Origin of the sequence: Flammeovirga pacifica (assembly GCF_000807855.2) — a bacterium.
GTDB lineage: Bacteria > Bacteroidota > Bacteroidia > Cytophagales > Flammeovirgaceae > Flammeovirga > Flammeovirga pacifica.
This window is the reverse complement of record NZ_JRYR02000001.1, coordinates 2,812,409-2,833,141: the sequence shown is the minus strand read 5'-3', so window position 1 is coordinate 2,833,141 and position 20,733 is coordinate 2,812,409. Positions and strand designations below refer to the sequence as shown.

The following is a 20,733-nucleotide window of genomic DNA, read 5'->3' as shown; positions in this document are numbered from 1 at the left end:
TAATATCATATAGATATTTTCAAGCTGTAAATTTAAGAATTCAGTAGTGATATCAACTAAAATGTTTTCACTTATTTCTTTTATAAAAGAATATTAAGCACTAAGCCAAAAATAACATGAATTAGTGTGATAAAATTTTGGCTTAGTACTGATAATAATTACAAGGTAGTTTCTTTATCATCTTCCTTATTAAGATGAATAGTTTGAGTAGGAAACGCAAAGTTGACTCCTACTTTTTGGGCAACTTCCATAATTGAGAACATCATCTCTTCCCTAGATTTTAATTCGATATCATAATCATCTGTTTCAAAAAAGACATTCAGATAAACATCAATAGAACTACTTGAAAACTGAAAGAGTCTTACTTGATAGCCTTCTTTTCTGGTTGTAGAATGCTGGTCTATACACGATTTAATTCCGTCAATAAATGCTCGGATTTTATCAGGAGGTGTGCCATATTCGATCGTCAACATAGATTTAAATCGTCTAAACTGACGTTTTCCCATGTTATTTATATCATTATCTGCGGCAATATTATTAGGTAAAATCACGAGTGAATTATCAAAAGTTCTAATTTTAGTTGTTCTAAACCCTATTTCTTCTACAATTCCAGCTTGTCCTTTGACTACTACTGAGTCACCCACCTTAAAGGGCTGATCAGTAAATAACATAATCGAACCTATAAAATTCTTTACAGTATCTTGGGCGGCAAAAGCTAAAATCAAACCACCAAAAGAAATACCAGTAACAAGGCTGGTAATATCATACCCTAAAATTTTCATGATAGATAGTATGCCAATCATTAAAGCAACAATTCTTAGAGACGAACGTAACACAGGCTCCAAGTGCTGATCAATGGAAAGGTGCTTTTTAGAATTCATTAGCTGTAAAACGATAATATCAGCTGTTCTAAAAATGAATATGGCTATACAAACCCCAAAAACAAATCGAATAGATAGAGATAAAATTCTCATGATCTGAGAATCCAATAAAAGCATTGGGAGACATAAGAAAAATAAGAAAGCTAATAAAGCAATAGTACAGGGCTTACTATATTTCTTGATAATGAGGTGTATGATATGAGGTTTAGCTTGTCCTGAAAACAATAATTTGATGATGAATGCAACAAGCCATTGAGATATAAAGAACGTTAGGTACATTAAAATAAATAAGGTAATAATAGCCCCCCATTGCCATAATTTTAATCCTAATAGTATTTTTTGTCCCTTTTCCATTTTAGAGACGTATTTAATAAACGCCCTAGAATATGATGGGTAAGAGTCTTCAAAAATTTCTCTGATACGCAAACAAGAGTAACTAGAATACCTCCATCTTTCTCCCACTTTTATCAAATAAATATCTGGTATTTTGCTATTAATGATAAACCTTTTCTTTTGGGTGTTCTTCTCTATATAATCTTTCTCAAGAGGCAAATCCAATGCAGAGATGTATATCCCTTTAGCGGCAAATACTAATTTTAGTTCTGCGGCCATATTTATACGTTCCTCAAGACTTCCCATTTTAGTCGGAAATACTCTTGCAGCAACAGAGGGATGATAATTTTGATCATCAAGGAAATCGATATGAGTATGTAAAGCATGATAGGGTGTGCTTTGAGAATACTCCACACTATCGTAAATGTAAAATTTATAAAAATCATGATCATTAGGATAAGACTCCATAATGATTTCTTCTTCTGTTTCCTGAGCAAATACAGGGAAAACAATAAGAAAACTTAAAACACAAAAAAAGGGAATAGATAATTTCATTTTTAATTTGAAAACAATAGTATCTTTATCGGTCTATTAAATAAGAGGGGTTAACGTCCTCTAACCAAAATTAAATGTTCATTACTTCATGATGAGCATTTTGTGAAAATTATAGTAAAATGTCATACGAAGCAATCATTTTTGACTTAGGAGGTGTTATCCTAAATTTAAGATACGAAAATACATTAGAAAAATTCTCAGAAATCTTACAAAAACCTGTATCTCCTTTTTATACCAAAAAAGAACAGACAACTTTATTTGATGAATATGAAAAAGGTAATATCTCATCGGATGATTTTAGAAAAGGAATCAGAGATTTAGTAAATGAACCTATTACTGATGATCAAATTGATGAAGCTTGGAATGCTATGCTATTAGATCTCCCTGTAGAAAGAATTGATATGTTGAAAGAGGTAGCCAAGAAGTATAGAATTTTCTTATTATCAAATACCAACGAAATTCATATCAATGCTTTTAATGATATCGTAAAAAATACTTTAGGAGAAGACTTTGGTGATTTTAAAAACCTTTTTGAGAAGGGGTACTATTCTTATGAAATGTCTGATAGGAAGCCTCATCCTAGTATTTTTGAGACGGTGATCAAAGAAAATGATTTAGATAAATCAACCACTTTATTTATTGATGATTCTATTCAGCATGTTGAAGGGGCAAAGAAAGCAGGTTTACATGCACATCATTTGGATGATTTGAATGTGATCGGATTTCTTAAATCTATAGATATGTATTAATAAAGTATGTTAAATAAAGATAACTAGACCTACATAATGGGCGAAAACGTACAAGATCAAGATTAGGGGTTGAATCAATACCATAATTTAACCTATTTTCGCTAGTTGCAAACAGAAATAGAATGAACGAATTTAAGCGATTAAACAATTTAGTTGGTTGGACGATATTTTTAATATCTTTAGCCGTTTATACCATTACGATGGAAGAAACCGCATCTTTTTGGGATTGTGGTGAATTTATAGCAGTTTCCTATAAGTTAATGGTACCTCACCCTCCGGGAGCACCTTTCTTTCTTTTAATAAACAGAATGTTCTCCTTCTTAGCATTTGGAGATGTACTTAAAGTAGCTTGGTGGATTAACTTCCAATCGGCATTTATGAGTGCACTAACTATCTTATTCCTCTTCTGGAGTATAGTAATGTTGGGCATGAAAATTTTAAAACCATCTGAAGATGGGTATTCATTAACGAATAAAGTTATTCTTTTAGGATCAGGAGCTATTGGAGCCTTAGCGTATACATTTTCAGATTCTTTCTGGTTTTCTGCAGTTGAGGCAGAGGTATATGCTATGTCATCTATGTTTACAGCATTAGTATTCTGGGCTATCCTAAAATGGGAATATATTGAGAACCCTTCGGCATCAAACCGATGGTTAGTCATGATCGCTTACATTATTGGTTTATCTATTGGAGTTCACTTAGAGAACTTACTTTGTTTGCCAGCCGTAGCGATGATCTATTACTACAAAAAGTATCCTAATAATATTACATTAAAAGGTACAATTGCAGCAATGGCAGCAGGTGGAGCAATCATTCTAGGTATCATTATTATTGTGATTCCAGGTCTTCCATCATTTGCCTTTTTTGTGGATAGAATTTTTGTAAATACTTTAGGTTTACCTTTCGGATACGGAGGTTTATTCTTCTCACTATTATTAGTTTGTGGGTTAATCTTCGGTATTTATTATACTCAAAGAGAAGGTTTAGTTACTTGGAATAATTTAATCTTAGGGACAACATTTGTCTTGGTAGGTTACATGAGTTATACTTTAGTAATTATCCGTTCTAATCAGTTAACGCCAATTAATGAAAATGCACCTGATGATTTATTAGGTTATGTATCTTATTTAAAGCGTGAGCAATATGGAGATCGTCCTTTACTTTACGGACCAACATATGATGCAGAACACGTAGGTACTGAGATTGTAGGTGATAAATTCCGCCAAGGAGTAAGTAATGGAAAAGATTACTACGAGGTCTACGATCAGAAAACAAAAGCAGAATTTGCTAAAAAAGACATGATGTTACTGCCTAGATTGTACTCTAGACAAGGTCATCATGCCGATTTATATAGACAATGGGCAGGGATAAAACCTGGGGAGAAACCCACTTTCTTCCACAATATGGTTTTCCTTTTCCGTTATCAGATTAATCACATGTATGTCCGTTATTTCTTATGGAATTTTGCGGGTAGAGAAAGTGATGAGAAAGATGCTAATTATCTTGCTCCATGGGATGATATGCAAGATTTACCTGAGATGCTTCAAGAAAATAAGGCAAGAGCTAATTTTTATTTCTTACCATTATTACTCGGGCTTTTAGGTGCTATCTATCAATTTAGAAAAGACGAGAAAAACTTCTACGTAGTAGGTATATTGTTTGTAACAATGGGTATTGCTTTGGTGGGTTACTTAAACTCTCCTCCAGTAGAACCTAGAGAGCGTGATTATATTTATGCAGCCTCATTCTATGCCTTTGCTATGTGGATTGGTTTTGGTGCCTTTGCTATTGCTCAATTCCTTTCTGAGAAATTATCAAGTAAAGGAGCAATTGCAGGTGTTGCTATTTCATTATTAGTACCTTCTGTGATGGCAGTTAACGGATGGGAAGGTCATAATAGATCTAACCGTTGGCATTCAGTAGATCAAGCTAGAAACACTTTAGCTAGTTGTGCTCCTAATGCTATTTTATTTACAGGTGGTGATAACGATACATTCCCATTGTGGTATGTTCAAAATGTAGAAGGCTTTAGAACTGACGTTAGAGTAGCTGTATTAAGTTACTTTAGTACTGATTGGTACTTAGATCAGATGAAAGAACAGCAGTATGATTCTGATCCTCTACCTTTATCTATATCAAAAGAAAACTATATTGAAGGTAAAAACGATTATATACCATTAGTTGAAGACGAAAGAGCAAAAAATGGTATTAATCTTAAAGCTTACTTAGAATATGTGAATAAGAATTCTCCTATGGTTCAAGTTGGATTACAAGGTGGAATGACAACTTCTAAGTTATTATCAAGAAGATTCATTTTAGATATAGACAGTGCAGCAGTAATCAATCAAGGAATCATTCCTAAAGGAAAAGAACAATTTGTTCGTCCTAAAATGGTATGGGAACTTAAAGCTTCAAAAGGTCATATCTTTAAAAATGAATTGGCATTACTTGATCTAATTTCTACCAATAACTGGAAACGTCCGATCTACTTTAACAATACTTCTGCAAATACTATTAATATGGATTTAAGAAGATATTTATACTTAGAAGGTATGACGTATCGATTAATTCCTGTAGTTACTGAAGAAAGTTCTGGAGATGTTGGAGAGGTCAACACAGAAGTAATGTTGGAAAACATCAAGAAGTTTGCCTTTAGAGGTCTTCAAGACGAAAGTGTTTATTATGATGATGAATACCGTAAGTTTGGAGCAAATACAAGAAACAATATCTACCGATTGGCAGAAACGTTATATTATGATGGATTAATTGAAGATAACCCTCAAAAGTTGAAACAGTCTAAAGAAACATTAGATTGGATTTTAACTATGGTTCCTGATAATACTATCCCTTATAGTTTCTATGCTCCTAAATATATGGATTTATACTATCGTTTAGGTGATATTGAAAGTGCAAATACTATTTTCAATACATTGGTAAGACGTGATGCAGAAAATGTAAATTATTATGCAGAGACTGGAATGGGTACAGAAACAGTAGCTCGTAGATCGTTAATTACTTTACAGCAACTTTTCCAAATCTTCCAAGCTAACGTGAAAGATGTAGATGCTAGAATTAAAAATCTAGAGGCTGGTAGTGCAGATCTTGAAGGTAAATCACTAGAGGAGTTACAAACGCTTCGAAAAGTGTATGCTGAGAACTTTAAATTGGCTCAATCTAGATTCCAAGAGTCATATTCTGCAATGATGAAAAATTAAAATTGTTACAGAAAGTGATTTAAAATATTGAATATTAAGAAGCTGTACTTTAACCGGTACAGCTTTTTTTTGGTTGATAATTAAGTGTTTAGTAAATATTTGTAAAAAATATTATTGTTTTTTGTCACAAAAACGAAGTCTTAGAGGTTTTAAGGTTGAGTTTCAACAAAGCTTTTGCTTTATATACTATACAATCTTATGTATTTAATCATCGCCTTTTTTATTATTCATTGGTATTCGTCGTTGTTTTTTCAAACATTTTTTCTGCATAGATATGCAGCACATCAAATGTTTACAATGTCGAAAGGATGGGAGAGAATTTTCTTCGTTTTAACCTACATTTTTCAAGGTTCAAACTATCTAAGTGCTTATGGCTACGGTATTATGCACAGAATGCACCATGCTTTTGCAGATACTGAAGATGATCCACATTCACCAAAATATTCTCCATCATTATTCTCAATGATGTGGTCAACAAAAAATATCTATACAGATATCTGTAAAGGAAAAATTGAAGTGGATGCTAAATTCACTAAAAATATGCCTGAATGGCACTCATTTGATAAGTTTGCCAGTAATTGGGTTTCAAGAATTGGTTGGGGATTAGTATATGTAGCTGTTTATGTATATGCTTACATGAATTTAGGTATGAGTCCTTGGTTCTTCTTATTACTTCCTATTCACTTTTTAATGGCTCCAGTTCACGGTGCTATTATTAACTGGTTTGCTCATATCTACGGATATAGAAATTTTGAAGTAAGTGATACATCAACTAACTTCTTACCTTTCGACTTTTTAATGATGGGTGAATCTTATCATAATAATCATCACGCTAGAGGCTCAAGAGCTAATTTTGGGGGGATCCGTTGGCACGAGATTGATCCTACTTATTTAATCATTGTAGTATTGGATAAAGTAGGTGTGATTAAATTGAAGCAGACAAAAGAAAAGAAATCTACTACTGTGGGAGAAAAAACAGCATTAGTAGGATAGAATATCAATATTTAAGAAATAGAAAAAGTCACTTCAGTATCAGAGGTGACTTTTTTTTGTATTCTTTTTTTCCTTTGAGAAGAACCCTGATGTAAAAGTACAGATGCATATACTTGAGTATAATAACACAAATTACTTCCAATTTTATGTATCCTTCTATTTAATTAGAGTTTTACATTGTACAAAAGTATCTACTTTATTATTTTCAATAATTATTACTTTTAAAAAGGATAATAGTTAGTTTACTCTTCAAAAACATTTTAGCTAAAGTTATTGTGAAAAAATATCAGATTATATCTAATGAAGTTGCCCCTCATGAAGGTTACGCTAAAATTGCTTCTGACTTTGAAGGTACCTGGGATGGTGTACGTTTAAATATTGATAATGATTACTTAAAATTATTTATTACTTCTTTTGAGTACATGAATGGTATGCAAGTGGCTCACTTGAATATGTATAGTAATACTGAATTAACTTTTAAAAATGCACTAAAGGAGAATAAAAAATTTATTATTATACGCATTGGTTATTCAGGAGCATATTCTGATAATAAAGACTATAGGAGGTTTAATCATGATGGTATATTTATCTATAATACCAATCAACCTTTTAATATTGAATACCCTTATCAAGTAAATAGCCAATGGATCACCATTCGTTTTTCTTTAGAAGTACTTGAATTTTTTGACCAAGGAATTGAGTCTAAATTTGACAAACTGCTAAATAATGATGAGCCATTTTTTCATTATTATACTTTAGATCCCGAGATAGAAGGCTATATCAATGAAATGATAAAAGTTGAAGACAATAAGATTACACGGAAAATATCTTTTTTCGCTCGTGCTCTTGATATTTTAGCATCATTAAAAGAAAAACTTGAAAAGGATCAATTAACATCCTCAAATATAAAAATACATCCAGACGATTTTAATAGTATGGTACTCTTAAAAGATCAGATATTATTTGATTTTACACAACCACCTAATTTAAATGATTTAAGCCGTGAACTAGGGATGAGTATTTCTAAATTAAATAGAAATTTTAAAGCGGTATATCAATTACCCATATTACAGTACTTTAATCAACATCGTATTGAAGAAACGTATCGAATGGTAAAGTATTCAGATAAAAGCTTGACAGAAATTGCAGATGATTTGGGGTATAGTCATGTAGGTCATTTAAGTAGAACATTTAAAAAACAATTCGGTTTTGCTCCATCATCTATTAGAGGTACTTTATACTAGATCATCAAAAATATAGATTAAAAGCCATTGCATTTTATAGAATGCAATGGCTTTTTTTATAATCCAAAAGATTCTAACGCTCTAAAAAGTAGTAAAAAGCTATTTGATAAGATCATGCAAATTCGTTGTTGTTTTGTGCCAATGATTAGAGTAGCGATCCATGATATTTGTATCATCAACAGTGAGTAATACAACTCGCTAATAATCAATCTAATTAAATACAAATTAATCAAAATGAAAAAGCTATTATTATCATCATTGTTATTAGGTTCTACTCTTTTACAATCACAAGCTCAAGACGCAAAACCTTTCGAGGAAATTAAAAAAACACCTATCGTTGAACGAGTTAATGGATTTCCAAAAGAAGATGCTGAACACGCAATTTCGACACCATTTAATACATGGTTGATGGGTGGAGATGAATCACTTTATTTCCAAATGAGAACTTCAGAATTCTTACCAACAGCAATTATTCCTAGACGTAAGACAACAAAACCTTTGGAAGAATCATTAATGCCAGAAATTGGAGCAATTGAAGCTGAAACTATTTCTTCTGGTAAAAAGACGCTTGATCAGTTTTTAGCTGAACCTGAATTTCGATCACAAGGATATTTAGTTATCCATAAAGGAAACATTGTTTATGAATCTTACCCAGGAATGCGACCATCTGATAGCCACGCTTGGATGTCTTGTGCCAAACCAACAGCAGCACTTCTTGTAGAATTATTGATCAACCAAGGTAAAATTGACGATACACGTCCTATTTCCGATTATGTTGAAGAATTTAAAGGTTCATCTTGGGAAAATGTGACTGTAAAACAAGTATTACATATGGATTCAGGTCTTGATATTGATGACACTGCAGCCACTCGCCCAGAACCTAATTCCCATGCACACCGTCTGTATATGGCTGAATTTGGTCAGGAGTACAACGGTAAGGTTGAAAAATTAATTGATGTATTAGCAAGTGCCAATCCAGGAGAAGGATCAGGTAAAAAGTTTGTGTATGCCTCTGCACATACTGAAGCTTTAGTTTTCTTAGTTGAAGCGGTAACAGGCGAAAGATGGAGTCAACTGTTTGATAAAATGGTATGGTCAAAAATGGGAGTAGAAGGACCGATGCAAGTACAAACAACACCTGATGGTGTAGCACTTGCTCATGGTGTACTTGGTAGTAGAATGAGAGATATGGCTAGATTTGGAATGTTATACACACCAAGCTGGGACAAGGTTTCTGATGAGCAAATTGTGACAGACGAAACTTTAAACCGTATTCATGAAGATATGAGATCACATGAGTTTTTGATGGCTGGAGAAGATGGTCCTGTATTCGCTGATTGGCTTGAAGGAGGTCAACCTACTTTCTTAGGAAACTCTCGTCAATGGGATGTGATATGGCCTGACGGTGATATGTGGAAAGGTGGAATGCAGACGCAGGGACTTTATGTATCACCTTCTAAAGACCTTGTAATTGTATATATGTCAACTGCAGTTCAAGATCACTCATTACATCGTTTTGTTCGTACAATTGCTGATTCAGGATTATTCGAGTAATCAAGCAAAGGATATAACATTCATCTTTTGAAAATTAAAATGAAAAAAATAATTATATCATTATTGTTAGCCGGATCAGTTATGGCACAAGTTTATGCACAAGGAACGAATATCCATGAAACAAAAGGAGATTATTACAGAACTCAGATCAAGGAATTCTCTTTTACCCAAAAGCAGGTTTTCACTGAAATTAATAATCTAATTCAAATAGGAGCAAGATCAAAAGGTTTTGATGATCCAATATTCATTGATCAATTGGGAGTTGATAATGTAATTTCCAATGCAAGACAGTGGGATGCAGTATTTCCTGATGAGGATTTCTGGAAATCAGGTTTACAAAGTCGAGGGTTTTATGTTTCTCCTAAAAAAAGATTTGGTGATTGTCTTTTTCTCTGCCAATGTTTCTGATGCTTTAATTCATAGATATGCACGTCAGATTGCTAATTCTGGTTTGTATGAAGTGGTAGAATAAAAGTGATTTTAAAATTGAAATAGGAACACACAAGAGGTTTTGTTCTAGTATTTGTACTAGGATGAAGCCTCTTTTTTTATGATCTGATTTTTGAAAAATCCTTTAAAATAGAAATGAACTTTTTGTGCCATTCTTAAATAATAATGTGCAAATGTTTGAGGCGTGTTCTATGTAGTTTTGTAATGTGATATTTAAAAAGGGTGTGCTGTTTTCACCTTCTAATATCCTTACAACTCGATTACAGAAATATTTAAATGCTATTTTATGAAAACTACTCAACTATTCATCCTTGCTTTTTTGATGATGGCAGGGAATTTATTTGCTCAAGGTTTTATTTCAGATCAGGTTTCTAAAAATAATGGTGATAGTGAAACCAAAATGGAAGATCCTACTTTTCCAGGTTCTTGGCCTATGACAGGAAAAGGAAATGTTAGGATGAAAATTGGGGGATACATGAAAAATGATTTCGTCTATGATATGAATGGAACAAGAGATAAAACCCAATTCTTAATGTCCACAATTCCTGTACAAGGGGAAGCTGATTATGGAAGTACGGGGTATGTGAGCTTTTTCTCTAAAGAAACTCGAATTAATTTAGATGTTAGAAGTAAAGTGAATAATACCCCTGTACAAATGTTTGTAGAAGGAGACTTTTTCTCTGCCACAGGTACTCAATTTAGAATGAGACATGCTTATGTTAAAGTAGGTAATTTCACTTTTGGACAAACTTGGACAAACCTTACGTTTTTAGAAACACTACCTTTTATTATAGATTTTGCCGCTGGCGACGCTTTATTTGGAGGACGTTCTAATCAAATTAGGTATGAAAAAAATATTAATAAGCATTGGATGTTCGGTGCTAGTATAGAGTATTTAGAAAACATGGGTATCGAAAATCCCAATGAATTAAATGGAGTAGCTCAAGCACAACTTCCTTTAATTTCTCTAAAGTTTGCTTACAATAAAAAAGATACAAAACTGTTTTTTGGAGCAAGTGCAGCTCAATTAAATTGGACAGGTGGTCCTGAGGGAGTGAGTGCTTCTACACCACAATTAGATGTTGTTTTTGGTGGTGTTCAACAAATTGATAGAAAAAATAGAATTTCTTGGAATGTGAATTACGGTATAGGTTCAGGAGAAAATATTTTGGCATTTATAGGAAGTAATGCCAATGCAGTTCTTAACCAAGAAGGCCAATTGGTGGCTATGAAATCATTTTCGGCTTTGGTAGGTTACACCCATAATTGGAATGAAAAATGGTCGTCGAATTTATCTTATGCATATGGCTGGCTGATGGATATTCCTGATTCGAGAGATCCATTTGCTTTGAAAGCAGGAGGTATAACACATGTCAATCTAATTTGGCAGCCACTTAAATATTTTTCTACAGGTATAGAATATATGCGAGGTTCTCAAAGAACTGCAAATAGTAGTTTTGGGGTAGCAAATAGAATACAGCTTATGACAAAGTTTGATTTTTAATTTTGATCATAATGTACAAATACTCAACAATATTATGTAAATGATTTGAGTGCCCATTCATGATATTTGTAACATACTAATAAGAGTAAAAAACATATCAATTTTCAATCTAATAATTACATAAAATGAAAAACTTATTCCTATTCTCATTATTGCTTGTAGTTTGTACTTTCAAAAGTAATGCACAAGATGTTATTTCAGCTTCATCAAAAGAAAGAACATTAGCAAAAGAGATTACTTTAGAAACAAGTTATACCCAGATGTCTAAATTCTCAAAGGAGTTATATTCTTATAATAATAAAAATAATAGAGGAGGGCTGAAAGCTGTAGATCTACTAAAAAAAGAGATGAATAGCACTAAAAGGAATAGTACTTTAAGGCAATTGGACCTTCAAAATTCTAGATATATAAGTGAAATAAAATTTGATGAATCTGTTCGTCAAATCCATTCAAATATGAAAGAACAATTTGGTACAGAAGCAAGTGTTCTTCAATTAGAACCTAAAGTATTTATATGGAAGTAACTTATTAAGTATATACCGATTAAAAATAAGATGTTAATAAAAAAGGTGAATATCCATAAGATATTCACCTTTTTAAATTGTCAATAAGTAATGATTAAAACTCTTTGACTTTTATGATTTTAACAGGACAAGCTTCTGCCGCCTTTATGTTTTCATCAAGTTCAATGGGGCTAACTTTTGTAGAGTAGAAGCCTTTTTTATTAACTCCACCCACTAAAGTAGCTTTACCATCTCTTTTAGACATCACCCATCTGTCAGGAGCAAACTCCACACAGTAGTTACATCCAATGCATTTATTTCGTTGATGCGTAATTGTAATTTTACTCATAATCGTTTTTGACGAATTAAGCTTCTACAGTTTCTGCATCCACTAGTTTATATAACTTATCTGAAGGACGGATTTGTGTATCCAATTTGATACTGAAAATATCGCCTTTTACGGCTACATCTTTTTTACCTTCATCATTTACATGTAGTTCTTCAACAACAGTTTCAACAACTCCAGTAGTTGGTCCAGTAATTAAAAGTTTATCACCTACTTTTACTTTCTGAGTTTCCAACTGGAATTCTGCTACCTGAATATTTTTGAAGTAACGACGACCATTTCCTAAGAATACTTTTCTAGTCTTGGCTTTCGATCCGTGCTGATCAGTCCATTTACCCATTTCTTGACCAAGGTAGTAACCACCCCAGAATCCACGGTTGTAAACTTCTGTCATACGTTCTTTCCACTGTTCGCCTTTTTCTTTAGTGTAAGTCCCTTCAAAGTAGCTATCAATAGCTTCTCTGTAGCATTGAGCAACAGTTTTTACGTATTCAGGGCCTTTACCACGTCCTTCGATTTTTAATACTTTTACACCTGTATCAAGTAATTGATCCAAGAAGTCAATAGTACATAAATCTTCAGGAGACATGATGTATTCGTTATCGATTTCTAATTCGTGACCGTCTTCGATATCGATTACTTTATATTTTCTTCTACAGTTTTGAACACAAGCACCTCTATTGGCAGAAGAGTTTTGCGTATGTAATGATAAGTAACACTTACCAGAAACAGCCATACACAATGCACCGTGAGCAAATACTTCTACTTCTACTAACTCTCCTGAAGGACCAGTGATATTTTCATTTTTGATAGTATCACAAATCGTTTTCATTTGAACCATTGAAAGCTCTCTTGATAGTACCATTACATCGGCAAAAGTGGCGTAGAAACGTACAGTTTCAGCGTTTGTAATGTTTACTTGCGTTGAGATGTGTACTTCAACACCTACTCTAAAAGCATAAGCAATTACAGCTTGATCAGAAGCGATGATAGCAGTAATACCTGATTCTTTTACACGATCAACTACTCTACGCATGATAGATAAATCGTGCTCATAGATAATTGTGTTTAAAGTAAGGTATGATCTTACACCATTTTCAGTACAGATACGCGCTACTTCCTCAAGATCATCAAGAGTAAAGTTCATAGAGGCACGAGCTCTCATATTGAGCTGTTCTACCCCAAAATATATAGAGTCAGCACCGCCTTGGATGGCAGCCATCATTGAGTCAAATCCGCCTGCAGGCGCCATTAGTTCTACTGGACGTTTTGTTGCAGGTTTTGTAAATTTATGCTCCACTTTTCGTTTATTTTAAAATTCGGTTTGCAAAAATACGATGAAAATTATCAGTAATCAATTTTTTTCGTGAAATAGCTTACCTTTATTCTGTGATTATCAATGTAATAGTGTTTGTAATCAGTATTTAAATCAATAATTATTCACAAATGATCGACCTCTTGACCCTAAGAATCAAAAACATGGTGTGTAACCGATGTATCCAAGCAGTATGGAATATTTTTGAAAAAAATGATGTAATGCTTGATAGAGTTGAACTTGGTGTAGCGTATTTACAACTCCCTCTACAACCAAATCAAAAGGAAATTGTTATAAAAGATTTGCAAGATTTAGGTTTTGAGTTATTGGACAATAAGCAATCAATAATTGTTGAAAAAGTGAAAAATGTAATTCATCATAAATTTGAACATCTTGATCAAGATATATGGAAAAATAATTTATCAGTTGAATTACAAAAAGAAATAGGAATGGATTACTCTAAAATTTCTACTCTATTTTCTTCTGTTGAAGGGATAACGATTGAAAAATATTTGAACCATCAAAAAATTGAAAAGGTGAAAGAATTTTTATCTTATGATGAATTGACAATTGCTCAGATAGCCGATATTTTAGGGTATAGCAGTTCACAATACCTTTCTTCAAAATTTAAACAATCAACTGGCTTGACTCCTTCTAATTTTAAATCGATGAATCAAAAGCCTTTAAGAAAGAGTTTGGATGAACTTAAATAAGTTATATTAGGTTTTATGAAATGTAAGGAACTGAAATAGTCTTTTTGATTTGAGGTGAGTATTTTATAAATTGTTAAGATTGGTGATCATATTTCTAATAATCAAACCTTTGAATGACTAATAAAGATAAATTCTATAATAACTTATTACGATTGAATATCAGAAGTAATAACCATAATTTGGATACAAAAGAAATTATGGAAGACCTTCTGAGTATTTATATGGAATATCAGCAAGCATATTATGGAATGGTTTGTAGAATTGATAATCAATTAAATATTAATGATTGCGTTAACCGTTTTTCAAAAAAGAATGTAACTGTTCCTGATTTTGATTCTTTAATACACCGAGCTTACAAAACTAAAAATATTACCAATAATCAATTAGGACAAATCAGTATACCAGTTGCAAATACACAAACCAATGAAGTATTCTGTGTCATATCTATACTAATACCTAAAAACGGAATTGAGTTAGATGTCAATGCATCTCAACAAATAAAATTAATGGCAGAGTCATTAATTAATCCGAAAAAAATCACAACAAGACTCTATAACAATCCAGGTACTATAAAGAAAGGTTATATAGATGAAGATGAAGTTACTTTTAAACCCTTTTTTAGAGATGCCATTAGTTTATGTGCTATAGTTGATCCAGGGTCGTGGGAATATATGTTCTTAAATAAAAGTTGGGAAAGAATTTTAGGGTATTCTACTGTAGAATTAAAATCTTATTCTTTTGTGAATTGGTTACATGTAGATGATGTAAATGAATCCTTAAAGATTTTTCAAGATGTTTATGAAGGTAAAATTGTAAAATCATACATCAATAGATACCGCACAAAATGGGGGGAGTATCGATATATTGAATGGGATATTTCTAGAAATAAAGAAAATGGATTTATTTATAGCATCGGTAGAGACATTACTTTACAACATTCTAATCATGAGAAATTATTCTTCCAATCTAATATTCTAAGTGGTGTACAAGATAGTGTACTTGTTGTGAATTTAGAAGGTAACATATCTTACGTTAATCAGGCGGTGATTAACTTAACAGGATATCCTAAAAATTATTTATTGAATAGCACGTTTGATCTGATTTTTAAAGACAAAAAAGGATTGAGTTCAGATTCTATTTCAGTAAATGATTTGATGAAAAAAGATAATTTGTTTGAATTACAAATATTGGATAAAGACGATCAAAAAATATGGGTGGAACTGAGAACAACATTCTTAGTAGATGCCTTTGATGATCCAATCGGCTATTTATGTATTATAAAAAATATCACTCATAGAAAAGAAGACGAGGAAAAGCTAATTAAAAAGAATGAGGCGCTAAGTAAAGCAAATAAAGAACTTGATAATTTTGTATACAGAGTTTCTCATGATTTGAGAGCACCTATTACTTCTGCATTAGGTTTAATAGAATTAAGTTTGGACTCTACTTTTGAAGAGGTCAAAGAATATTTAAAACTTCAACACAGAAGTTTAACTAAGTTAGATAACTTTATTCATGATATTCTAAACTATTCTAGAAACAATAGAATGGAGCTTAAACCAAGCGAAGTAAACATTAAAGAGCTCTTACAAAGTACACTTGATCAATATAAGTTTATTAATGAGTTTGAGAGAGTGTCTGTTGATATTGAAGTCGAAGAAAATAATCCTTTGTATTGCGATCAAGCAAGATTACAAGTCATTATAAATAATATTATTTCCAATGCATTTAAGTTCACTTGTAAGTCCTACAAGCCTATGATAGAAATAAAAGCAGTAGTTGAACCTGCTGATTTTATCTTAATCGTCAGGGATAATGGTATTGGTATAAAAAAAGAATATATAGATAAAGTTTTTGATATGTTCTATAGAGCTACCGATATTAATTATGGTTCTGGATTAGGCTTATACATCGTACAAGAAGCTGTAAAAAAATTAGGAGGAGAAATATCTGTTGAGTCTGTAATTAATGAAGGGAGTACATTTAAAATAATCATCCCTAATTTATGGAGTATATTTCCTAATTGGTTTGGTGAACAAAAAAGTGGATTAATAAAAAAAGTCAGGAAAAATTAAATTCCTGACTTTTTACTTTTATAAAAATTTGGGTATAAATTTAAAATTCAATAGGACATTTTACTGTCAAATTGTTATCAGTTGATTTTTTTTTCGGTAGAAAATACTGAATATCACAGGGAAAACGACAAGCGTTAAAATTGTAGCCGTTAAAATACCCCAAACTATAACTATAGCTAATGGTTTCTGCGATTCTGAACCTATACCTGTTGACATAGAAGCAGGTAATAATCCTACAAAATCAGTTACAGCCGTCATTAAAACAGGGCGAATTCTAGATTTTACACCACTTTTTACAGCGTCATCTAATTCCATTCCTTCACTGATATTACTTTTAAATTTAGAGACAAGTAATACACCATTCTGAACACAGATACCAAACAAAGCAATAAAACCAACTCCTGCAGATATTCCGAAATTAATAGTGAAGAAGGAAAGTCCTAAAATACCACCTACTAAGGCAAAGGGTACATTAATCATAACCAAACTCGCATCTTTTATATTGTTGAAAGTGGTTAGTAGTACTAAGAAAATTAGCACCATAACAATCGGAACCACTTCCATTAAACGCTGTTGAGCACGTTCCATATTTTTAAATTCACCATCCCAAGACAAATACATTCCTTTGTCTAATGATAAGGCAGCATTTACTTTTTCTTGGGCTTCAGCTACAGTACTACCAAGGTCTCTTCCTCTAACAGAAAAAGTAATCGCAACAAAACGTTCTCCATCGCTTCTGTAGACAAAAGCAGGCCCTGTTTTAGTCGATATATCAGCTATCTCTTTTAATTGAACACTACTTCCATCTAAAGTAGGAACTTTTATTTTTCCGATGGCTTGTGTATCATTTCTATAATTTTCAGGATATCTTATTCTGATATCAAATCGACGCTCTTCCTCATAAAGTTGGGTAGCAGCTTTACCTCCAATAGCCATTTCAATAACAGATTGGGCATCAGCAGTTGCTACTCCATATTGAGCCATTTTTACTTGATTAAGGTCAATATATAACTCCGGCTGACCAATTAACTTGATGATGTTTAGATCGGCAATACCATCAATATCTCCCATGGCCTCAGTAGCTTGTTCTGCTAACTCTTCCAACTGATAAAGATCTTTACCATAAATTTTTAATGCCAAGGCTCCTTTTACGCCTGTTACAGCTTCTTCTACATTATCCATGATAGGTTGAGAGAAGTTAAAAGAAACACCTTGATAATCACTTAATTTATTTTCTAGTTCTTCAATAATTTGTTCCTTACTAAATCCTCTTTCCCATTCTTCCTGAGGGTAGAGATCAACATGAAACTCAATATTAAAGAATCCGGTAGGATCGGTACCATCATTTGGTCGTCCTGTTTGTGACAGTACACCTCTTACTTCAGGTATTTTTTTGATCTCATTTCTCAATTTTTTTGTCATATCATGAGATTCATTTAAGCTTACGCTGATAGGCATAAAGGCTCTAATATAAATAGCACCTTCGTTTAATTGAGGCAAAAACTCTGTACCTAATTGACTTCCCATAAATAAGCCCACCGACAATACGGCTCCGGAGATCATTAAAGTGATTTTTTTACGAGCATAAGCCCATGAAAATGCTCCATAAAATACCTTTTGAACAAATCTGGTAAAGAAATTCTCTTTCTCTTTAACATTTTTCTTTAGTAAAACACTTACTAAAACAGGTACCAAAGTTAAAGACATGATGAGTGCACCTAAAAGCGCAAAACCAAATGTAAATGCCAAAGGTGAAAACATTTTCCCCTCTACTTTTTGGAAAGCGAAGATGGGAACTAATGCAAGGATTGTGATTAACTGAGATGAGAACAGGTTGGCCCCTAATTTACTACCAGTTTCTTTAATTAAACCTAACTTAGAAAGTTTATTAAAGCGGTCCATACCTAAAGATTTTGCCTTTCTATCCAGAACAACAAATAACCCTTCTACCATTACCACAGCACCATCGATGATAATACCAAAATCTATCGCACCTAAAGAAAGTAAGTTGGCAGACATTCCCTTCATACGCATACATATCAAAGCAAATAACAATGAAAGTGGGATAATGATGGAGACAATGAAAGTAGTTCTCCAATCGGCCATGAAAAGCAATACAAAAATGACGACAAAGAAAATTCCTTCGGCTAAGTTTTTTGTCACTGTATTGGTAGTAAATTCAATTAATTCAGAACGATCATAGAAAGGATCTATGCTAGTACCTTCAGGAAGTACTCTATCATTCAGTTCCTCAATTTTATCTTTTAACCTTTCAATGACTTCACTTGGATTTTCTCCACGACGAATTACCACTATACCCTCAACAATATCTGATTTATTATTTAAACCAACTATACCTAATTTGGGAGCATGTGTTTCTATTACTTTGGCTACATTTTTAACTAGAATTGTGGTATTGTTATTTCTCTCAATAATCACATTTTCGATTTCCTCTTTATTATTCAGTAAACCGATACCTCTTACCACATATGCCTGATTTCTTTTCTCTATAACATCTCCACCAACATTTACATTACTCTTTTCTAAAGCTTCGTATAACTCTAGAGAAGTGATGCCATATTGTGACATTAAATGCGGGTCTGCAGATACTTCATAAATTTTTACTTCACCACCAAAACTTACCACATCGGCAACGCCAGGAACCGCTCTAAGCTTTCTTTCGATCGTCCAATCTTGAAGCGTTTTTAACTCCCTTACCGATTGATGATCAGAAGATAGCGTGTATCTATACACCTCACCCGTAGGGCCAGAGGAAGGTTCCATTTCTGAATCTACTCCCTCTGGTAAGTCAACGTTCATGATACGATTTGCCACAAGTTGCCTTGCTTTAAATTCGTCAACACCATCATCAAAAGCGATGGTAACTACAGATAGTCCAAACAAAGAGATAGAACGAACTTCGGTTTTACCCGGAGTGGAGTTTACTTCTACCTCTATGGGTAAAGTCACAAATTTTTCCATTTCCTCTGCACTTCTACCTTCCCATTGTGAGATAATTCTTACTCGTGGGTTAGTCACATCCGGAAATGCTTCAATAGGTGTGTTTTTATAACTGATTACACCTGCTACAATCATAATCAATGTCATGAAAAAGACGAAGAATCGATTTCGTAGCGAAAAGCTGATAATATTCTCAATAAATTTCTTCATGATGGGAGGTATTAAAGTTTGATTAAGTCATTAAATAACAATAAAGCTTTCTCTGTAACGACCTCTTCATCGTGTACTAAATCACCTTTAATAAGAGTTTCGCCATATTGATTTTTACCCATCACCTGTATTTGTTGAATACTGTAGCTGTCTTCATTCTTTTTGACAATAAAGTCTTTATTGTTATAAAAAACTACAGCATTATCATTGATGGCAAATACTTCCTCGTTTGTTTTTTGAATTACGCTAATGTTCATAGCCATATTAGGCATTAAAAGTCCATCTTTATTAGAAATGGCCACTCTAGCGTGCATTACTTTAGTTTCTGGATCAATAAACCTAGATATTTTTTCTACTTTACCATTAAAAGTACGGTTAGGATAAGCCAACGCAGATGCTTCAATGTCAGCACCTAATTCGATGTATTGTATATCAGATTCAAATACATTCATTTTCACCCAAACGTTACTAAGATTGACTACCGTAAATAAAGATTCATCATAGTCCTCTTTAATAATCATGTTTGGAGAAATGGTCTTTTCTGTAATTGTACCAGAAATAGGCGCTCTCACAATATGAGTAGCACCATTGGTACTTCCCATCAATTTTATTTTTTGATTTACTTTTTTTAGCTGTGCATTTGCTGCTTCCAACTCACTTTTTGCTTGTTGGATTTCTAAGGTTGAACTTAAACCGGCATCAAAAAGAGATTGAGCCACCTCATGTTCTTTTGTTTCTCTGTCTACATTGGCTTTGGCCTCAATTAATTCTTGTTGGATTTCAGCCATGTCCGAAGAGTAAATCTTAGCTAATACTTGTCCTTTTTTAACCTGATCTCCTAAGTCGACTAGCACGTTAGTTACTCTACCTGTTACGATGGCAGGGACTGAAATTTCTTGATTAGGAACCGCTTCTACATTACCTGTAAGTTGCGTGATATGTTGCATAAAGTCAGATTTGATCTTGACGGTCTTAATCATTTTCTTCATACTCTCTGTTAAATAAACAGAGGTAGTTTCTACTTTTTTTGATGGATTTTTTGCTTTTAGAATATCGTATTTTAAAACCAATCCGATAATGAAGAAAATACTAAAAAGTGGTAGGAAGAATTTATATATATTTTTCATGGTAT

15 protein-coding genes are annotated in these 20,733 nt (G+C 32.8%); 10 read left to right on the top strand and 5 right to left on the bottom strand.

The window, feature by feature from the left end; all coding sequences use genetic code 11:
* Nucleotides 1-158: 158 nt before the first annotated feature.
* Entirely contained in the window at nt 159-1,769 is a 1,611-nt protein-coding gene (locus NH26_RS11020) for a mechanosensitive ion channel family protein (protein ID WP_044222946.1), read from the bottom strand.
* A 119-nt stretch (nt 1,770-1,888) separates the two neighbouring features.
* On the opposite strand from NH26_RS11020, the gene NH26_RS11015 reads away from it, so the two are divergent.
* The 8 genes from NH26_RS11015 (at nt 1,889) to NH26_RS10980 (ending at nt 12,002) form a co-directional block, all read left to right on the top strand.
* A complete protein-coding gene (locus NH26_RS11015; protein ID WP_044222944.1) occupies nt 1,889-2,518 on the top strand; it encodes an HAD family hydrolase in 630 nt (209 codons plus the stop codon).
* A 122-nt stretch (nt 2,519-2,640) separates the two neighbouring features.
* The gene (locus NH26_RS11010) at nt 2,641-5,733 is read left to right on the top strand and encodes a glycosyltransferase family 117 protein (RefSeq protein WP_044222942.1); all 3,093 of its coding nucleotides are present in this window, start codon (nt 2,641-2,643) and stop codon (nt 5,731-5,733) included.
* A gap of 198 nt (nt 5,734-5,931) precedes the next feature.
* Nucleotides 5,932-6,726 carry an acyl-CoA desaturase gene (locus NH26_RS11005; RefSeq protein WP_044222940.1) on the top strand — a complete coding sequence of 265 codons (795 nt, stop codon included), beginning with the start codon at nt 5,932-5,934 and terminating at the stop codon, nt 6,724-6,726.
* A gap of 275 nt (nt 6,727-7,001) precedes the next feature.
* Nucleotides 7,002-7,970 (top strand): helix-turn-helix domain-containing protein, encoded by a 969-nt coding sequence (locus NH26_RS11000; RefSeq protein ID WP_044222938.1) that lies wholly within the window; start codon nt 7,002-7,004, stop codon nt 7,968-7,970.
* A gap of 234 nt (nt 7,971-8,204) precedes the next feature.
* On the top strand, nt 8,205-9,524 hold the full coding sequence (locus NH26_RS10995) for a serine hydrolase domain-containing protein (protein WP_052431980.1): 1,320 nt from the start codon (nt 8,205-8,207) through the stop codon (nt 9,522-9,524).
* A 39-nt stretch (nt 9,525-9,563) separates the two neighbouring features.
* Nucleotides 9,564-9,932 carry a hypothetical protein gene (locus tag NH26_RS10990; RefSeq protein ID WP_044222936.1) on the top strand — a complete coding sequence of 123 codons (369 nt, stop codon included), beginning with the start codon at nt 9,564-9,566 and terminating at the stop codon, nt 9,930-9,932.
* A gap of 328 nt (nt 9,933-10,260) precedes the next feature.
* A complete protein-coding gene (locus NH26_RS10985) occupies nt 10,261-11,478 on the top strand; it encodes a DcaP family trimeric outer membrane transporter (RefSeq protein ID WP_044222934.1) in 1,218 nt (405 codons plus the stop codon).
* Nucleotides 11,479-11,603: 125 nt separating this feature from the next.
* Nucleotides 11,604-12,002 carry a hypothetical protein gene (locus tag NH26_RS10980; protein ID WP_044222931.1) on the top strand — a complete coding sequence of 133 codons (399 nt, stop codon included), beginning with the start codon at nt 11,604-11,606 and terminating at the stop codon, nt 12,000-12,002.
* Between the two features lie 94 nt (nt 12,003-12,096).
* On the opposite strand, the gene NH26_RS10975 is transcribed toward NH26_RS10980, so the two are convergent.
* Both NH26_RS10975 and NH26_RS10970 read right to left on the bottom strand, forming a co-directional pair.
* Nucleotides 12,097-12,330, bottom strand: a complete 234-nt coding sequence (locus NH26_RS10975; protein WP_044222929.1) for a ferredoxin — start codon at nt 12,328-12,330, stop codon at nt 12,097-12,099.
* A 16-nt stretch (nt 12,331-12,346) separates the two neighbouring features.
* A complete protein-coding gene (locus NH26_RS10970; protein ID WP_242427320.1) occupies nt 12,347-13,627 on the bottom strand; it encodes a peptidase U32 family protein in 1,281 nt (426 codons plus the stop codon).
* Nucleotides 13,628-13,773: 146 nt separating this feature from the next.
* On the opposite strand from NH26_RS10970, the gene NH26_RS10965 reads away from it, so the two are divergent.
* The gene (locus NH26_RS10965) at nt 13,774-14,355 is read left to right on the top strand and encodes a helix-turn-helix domain-containing protein (protein ID WP_044222927.1); all 582 of its coding nucleotides are present in this window, start codon (nt 13,774-13,776) and stop codon (nt 14,353-14,355) included.
* Between the two features lie 113 nt (nt 14,356-14,468).
* The gene (locus NH26_RS10960; protein ID WP_052431979.1) at nt 14,469-16,430 is read left to right on the top strand and encodes a PAS domain-containing sensor histidine kinase; all 1,962 of its coding nucleotides are present in this window, start codon (nt 14,469-14,471) and stop codon (nt 16,428-16,430) included.
* A gap of 66 nt (nt 16,431-16,496) precedes the next feature.
* Here the strand turns inward: NH26_RS10960 and NH26_RS10955 are convergent, their stop codons facing one another.
* Nucleotides 16,497-19,601: an efflux RND transporter permease subunit gene (locus tag NH26_RS10955; RefSeq protein WP_044222925.1), complete on the bottom strand. Its 3,105-nt coding sequence runs from the start codon at nt 19,599-19,601 to the stop codon at nt 16,497-16,499.
* 11 nt (nt 19,602-19,612) lie between these two features.
* On the bottom strand, nt 19,613-20,728 hold the full coding sequence (locus NH26_RS10950; RefSeq protein WP_044222924.1) for an efflux RND transporter periplasmic adaptor subunit: 1,116 nt from the start codon (nt 20,726-20,728) through the stop codon (nt 19,613-19,615).
* Between the last annotated feature and the right edge of the window lie 5 nt (nt 20,729-20,733).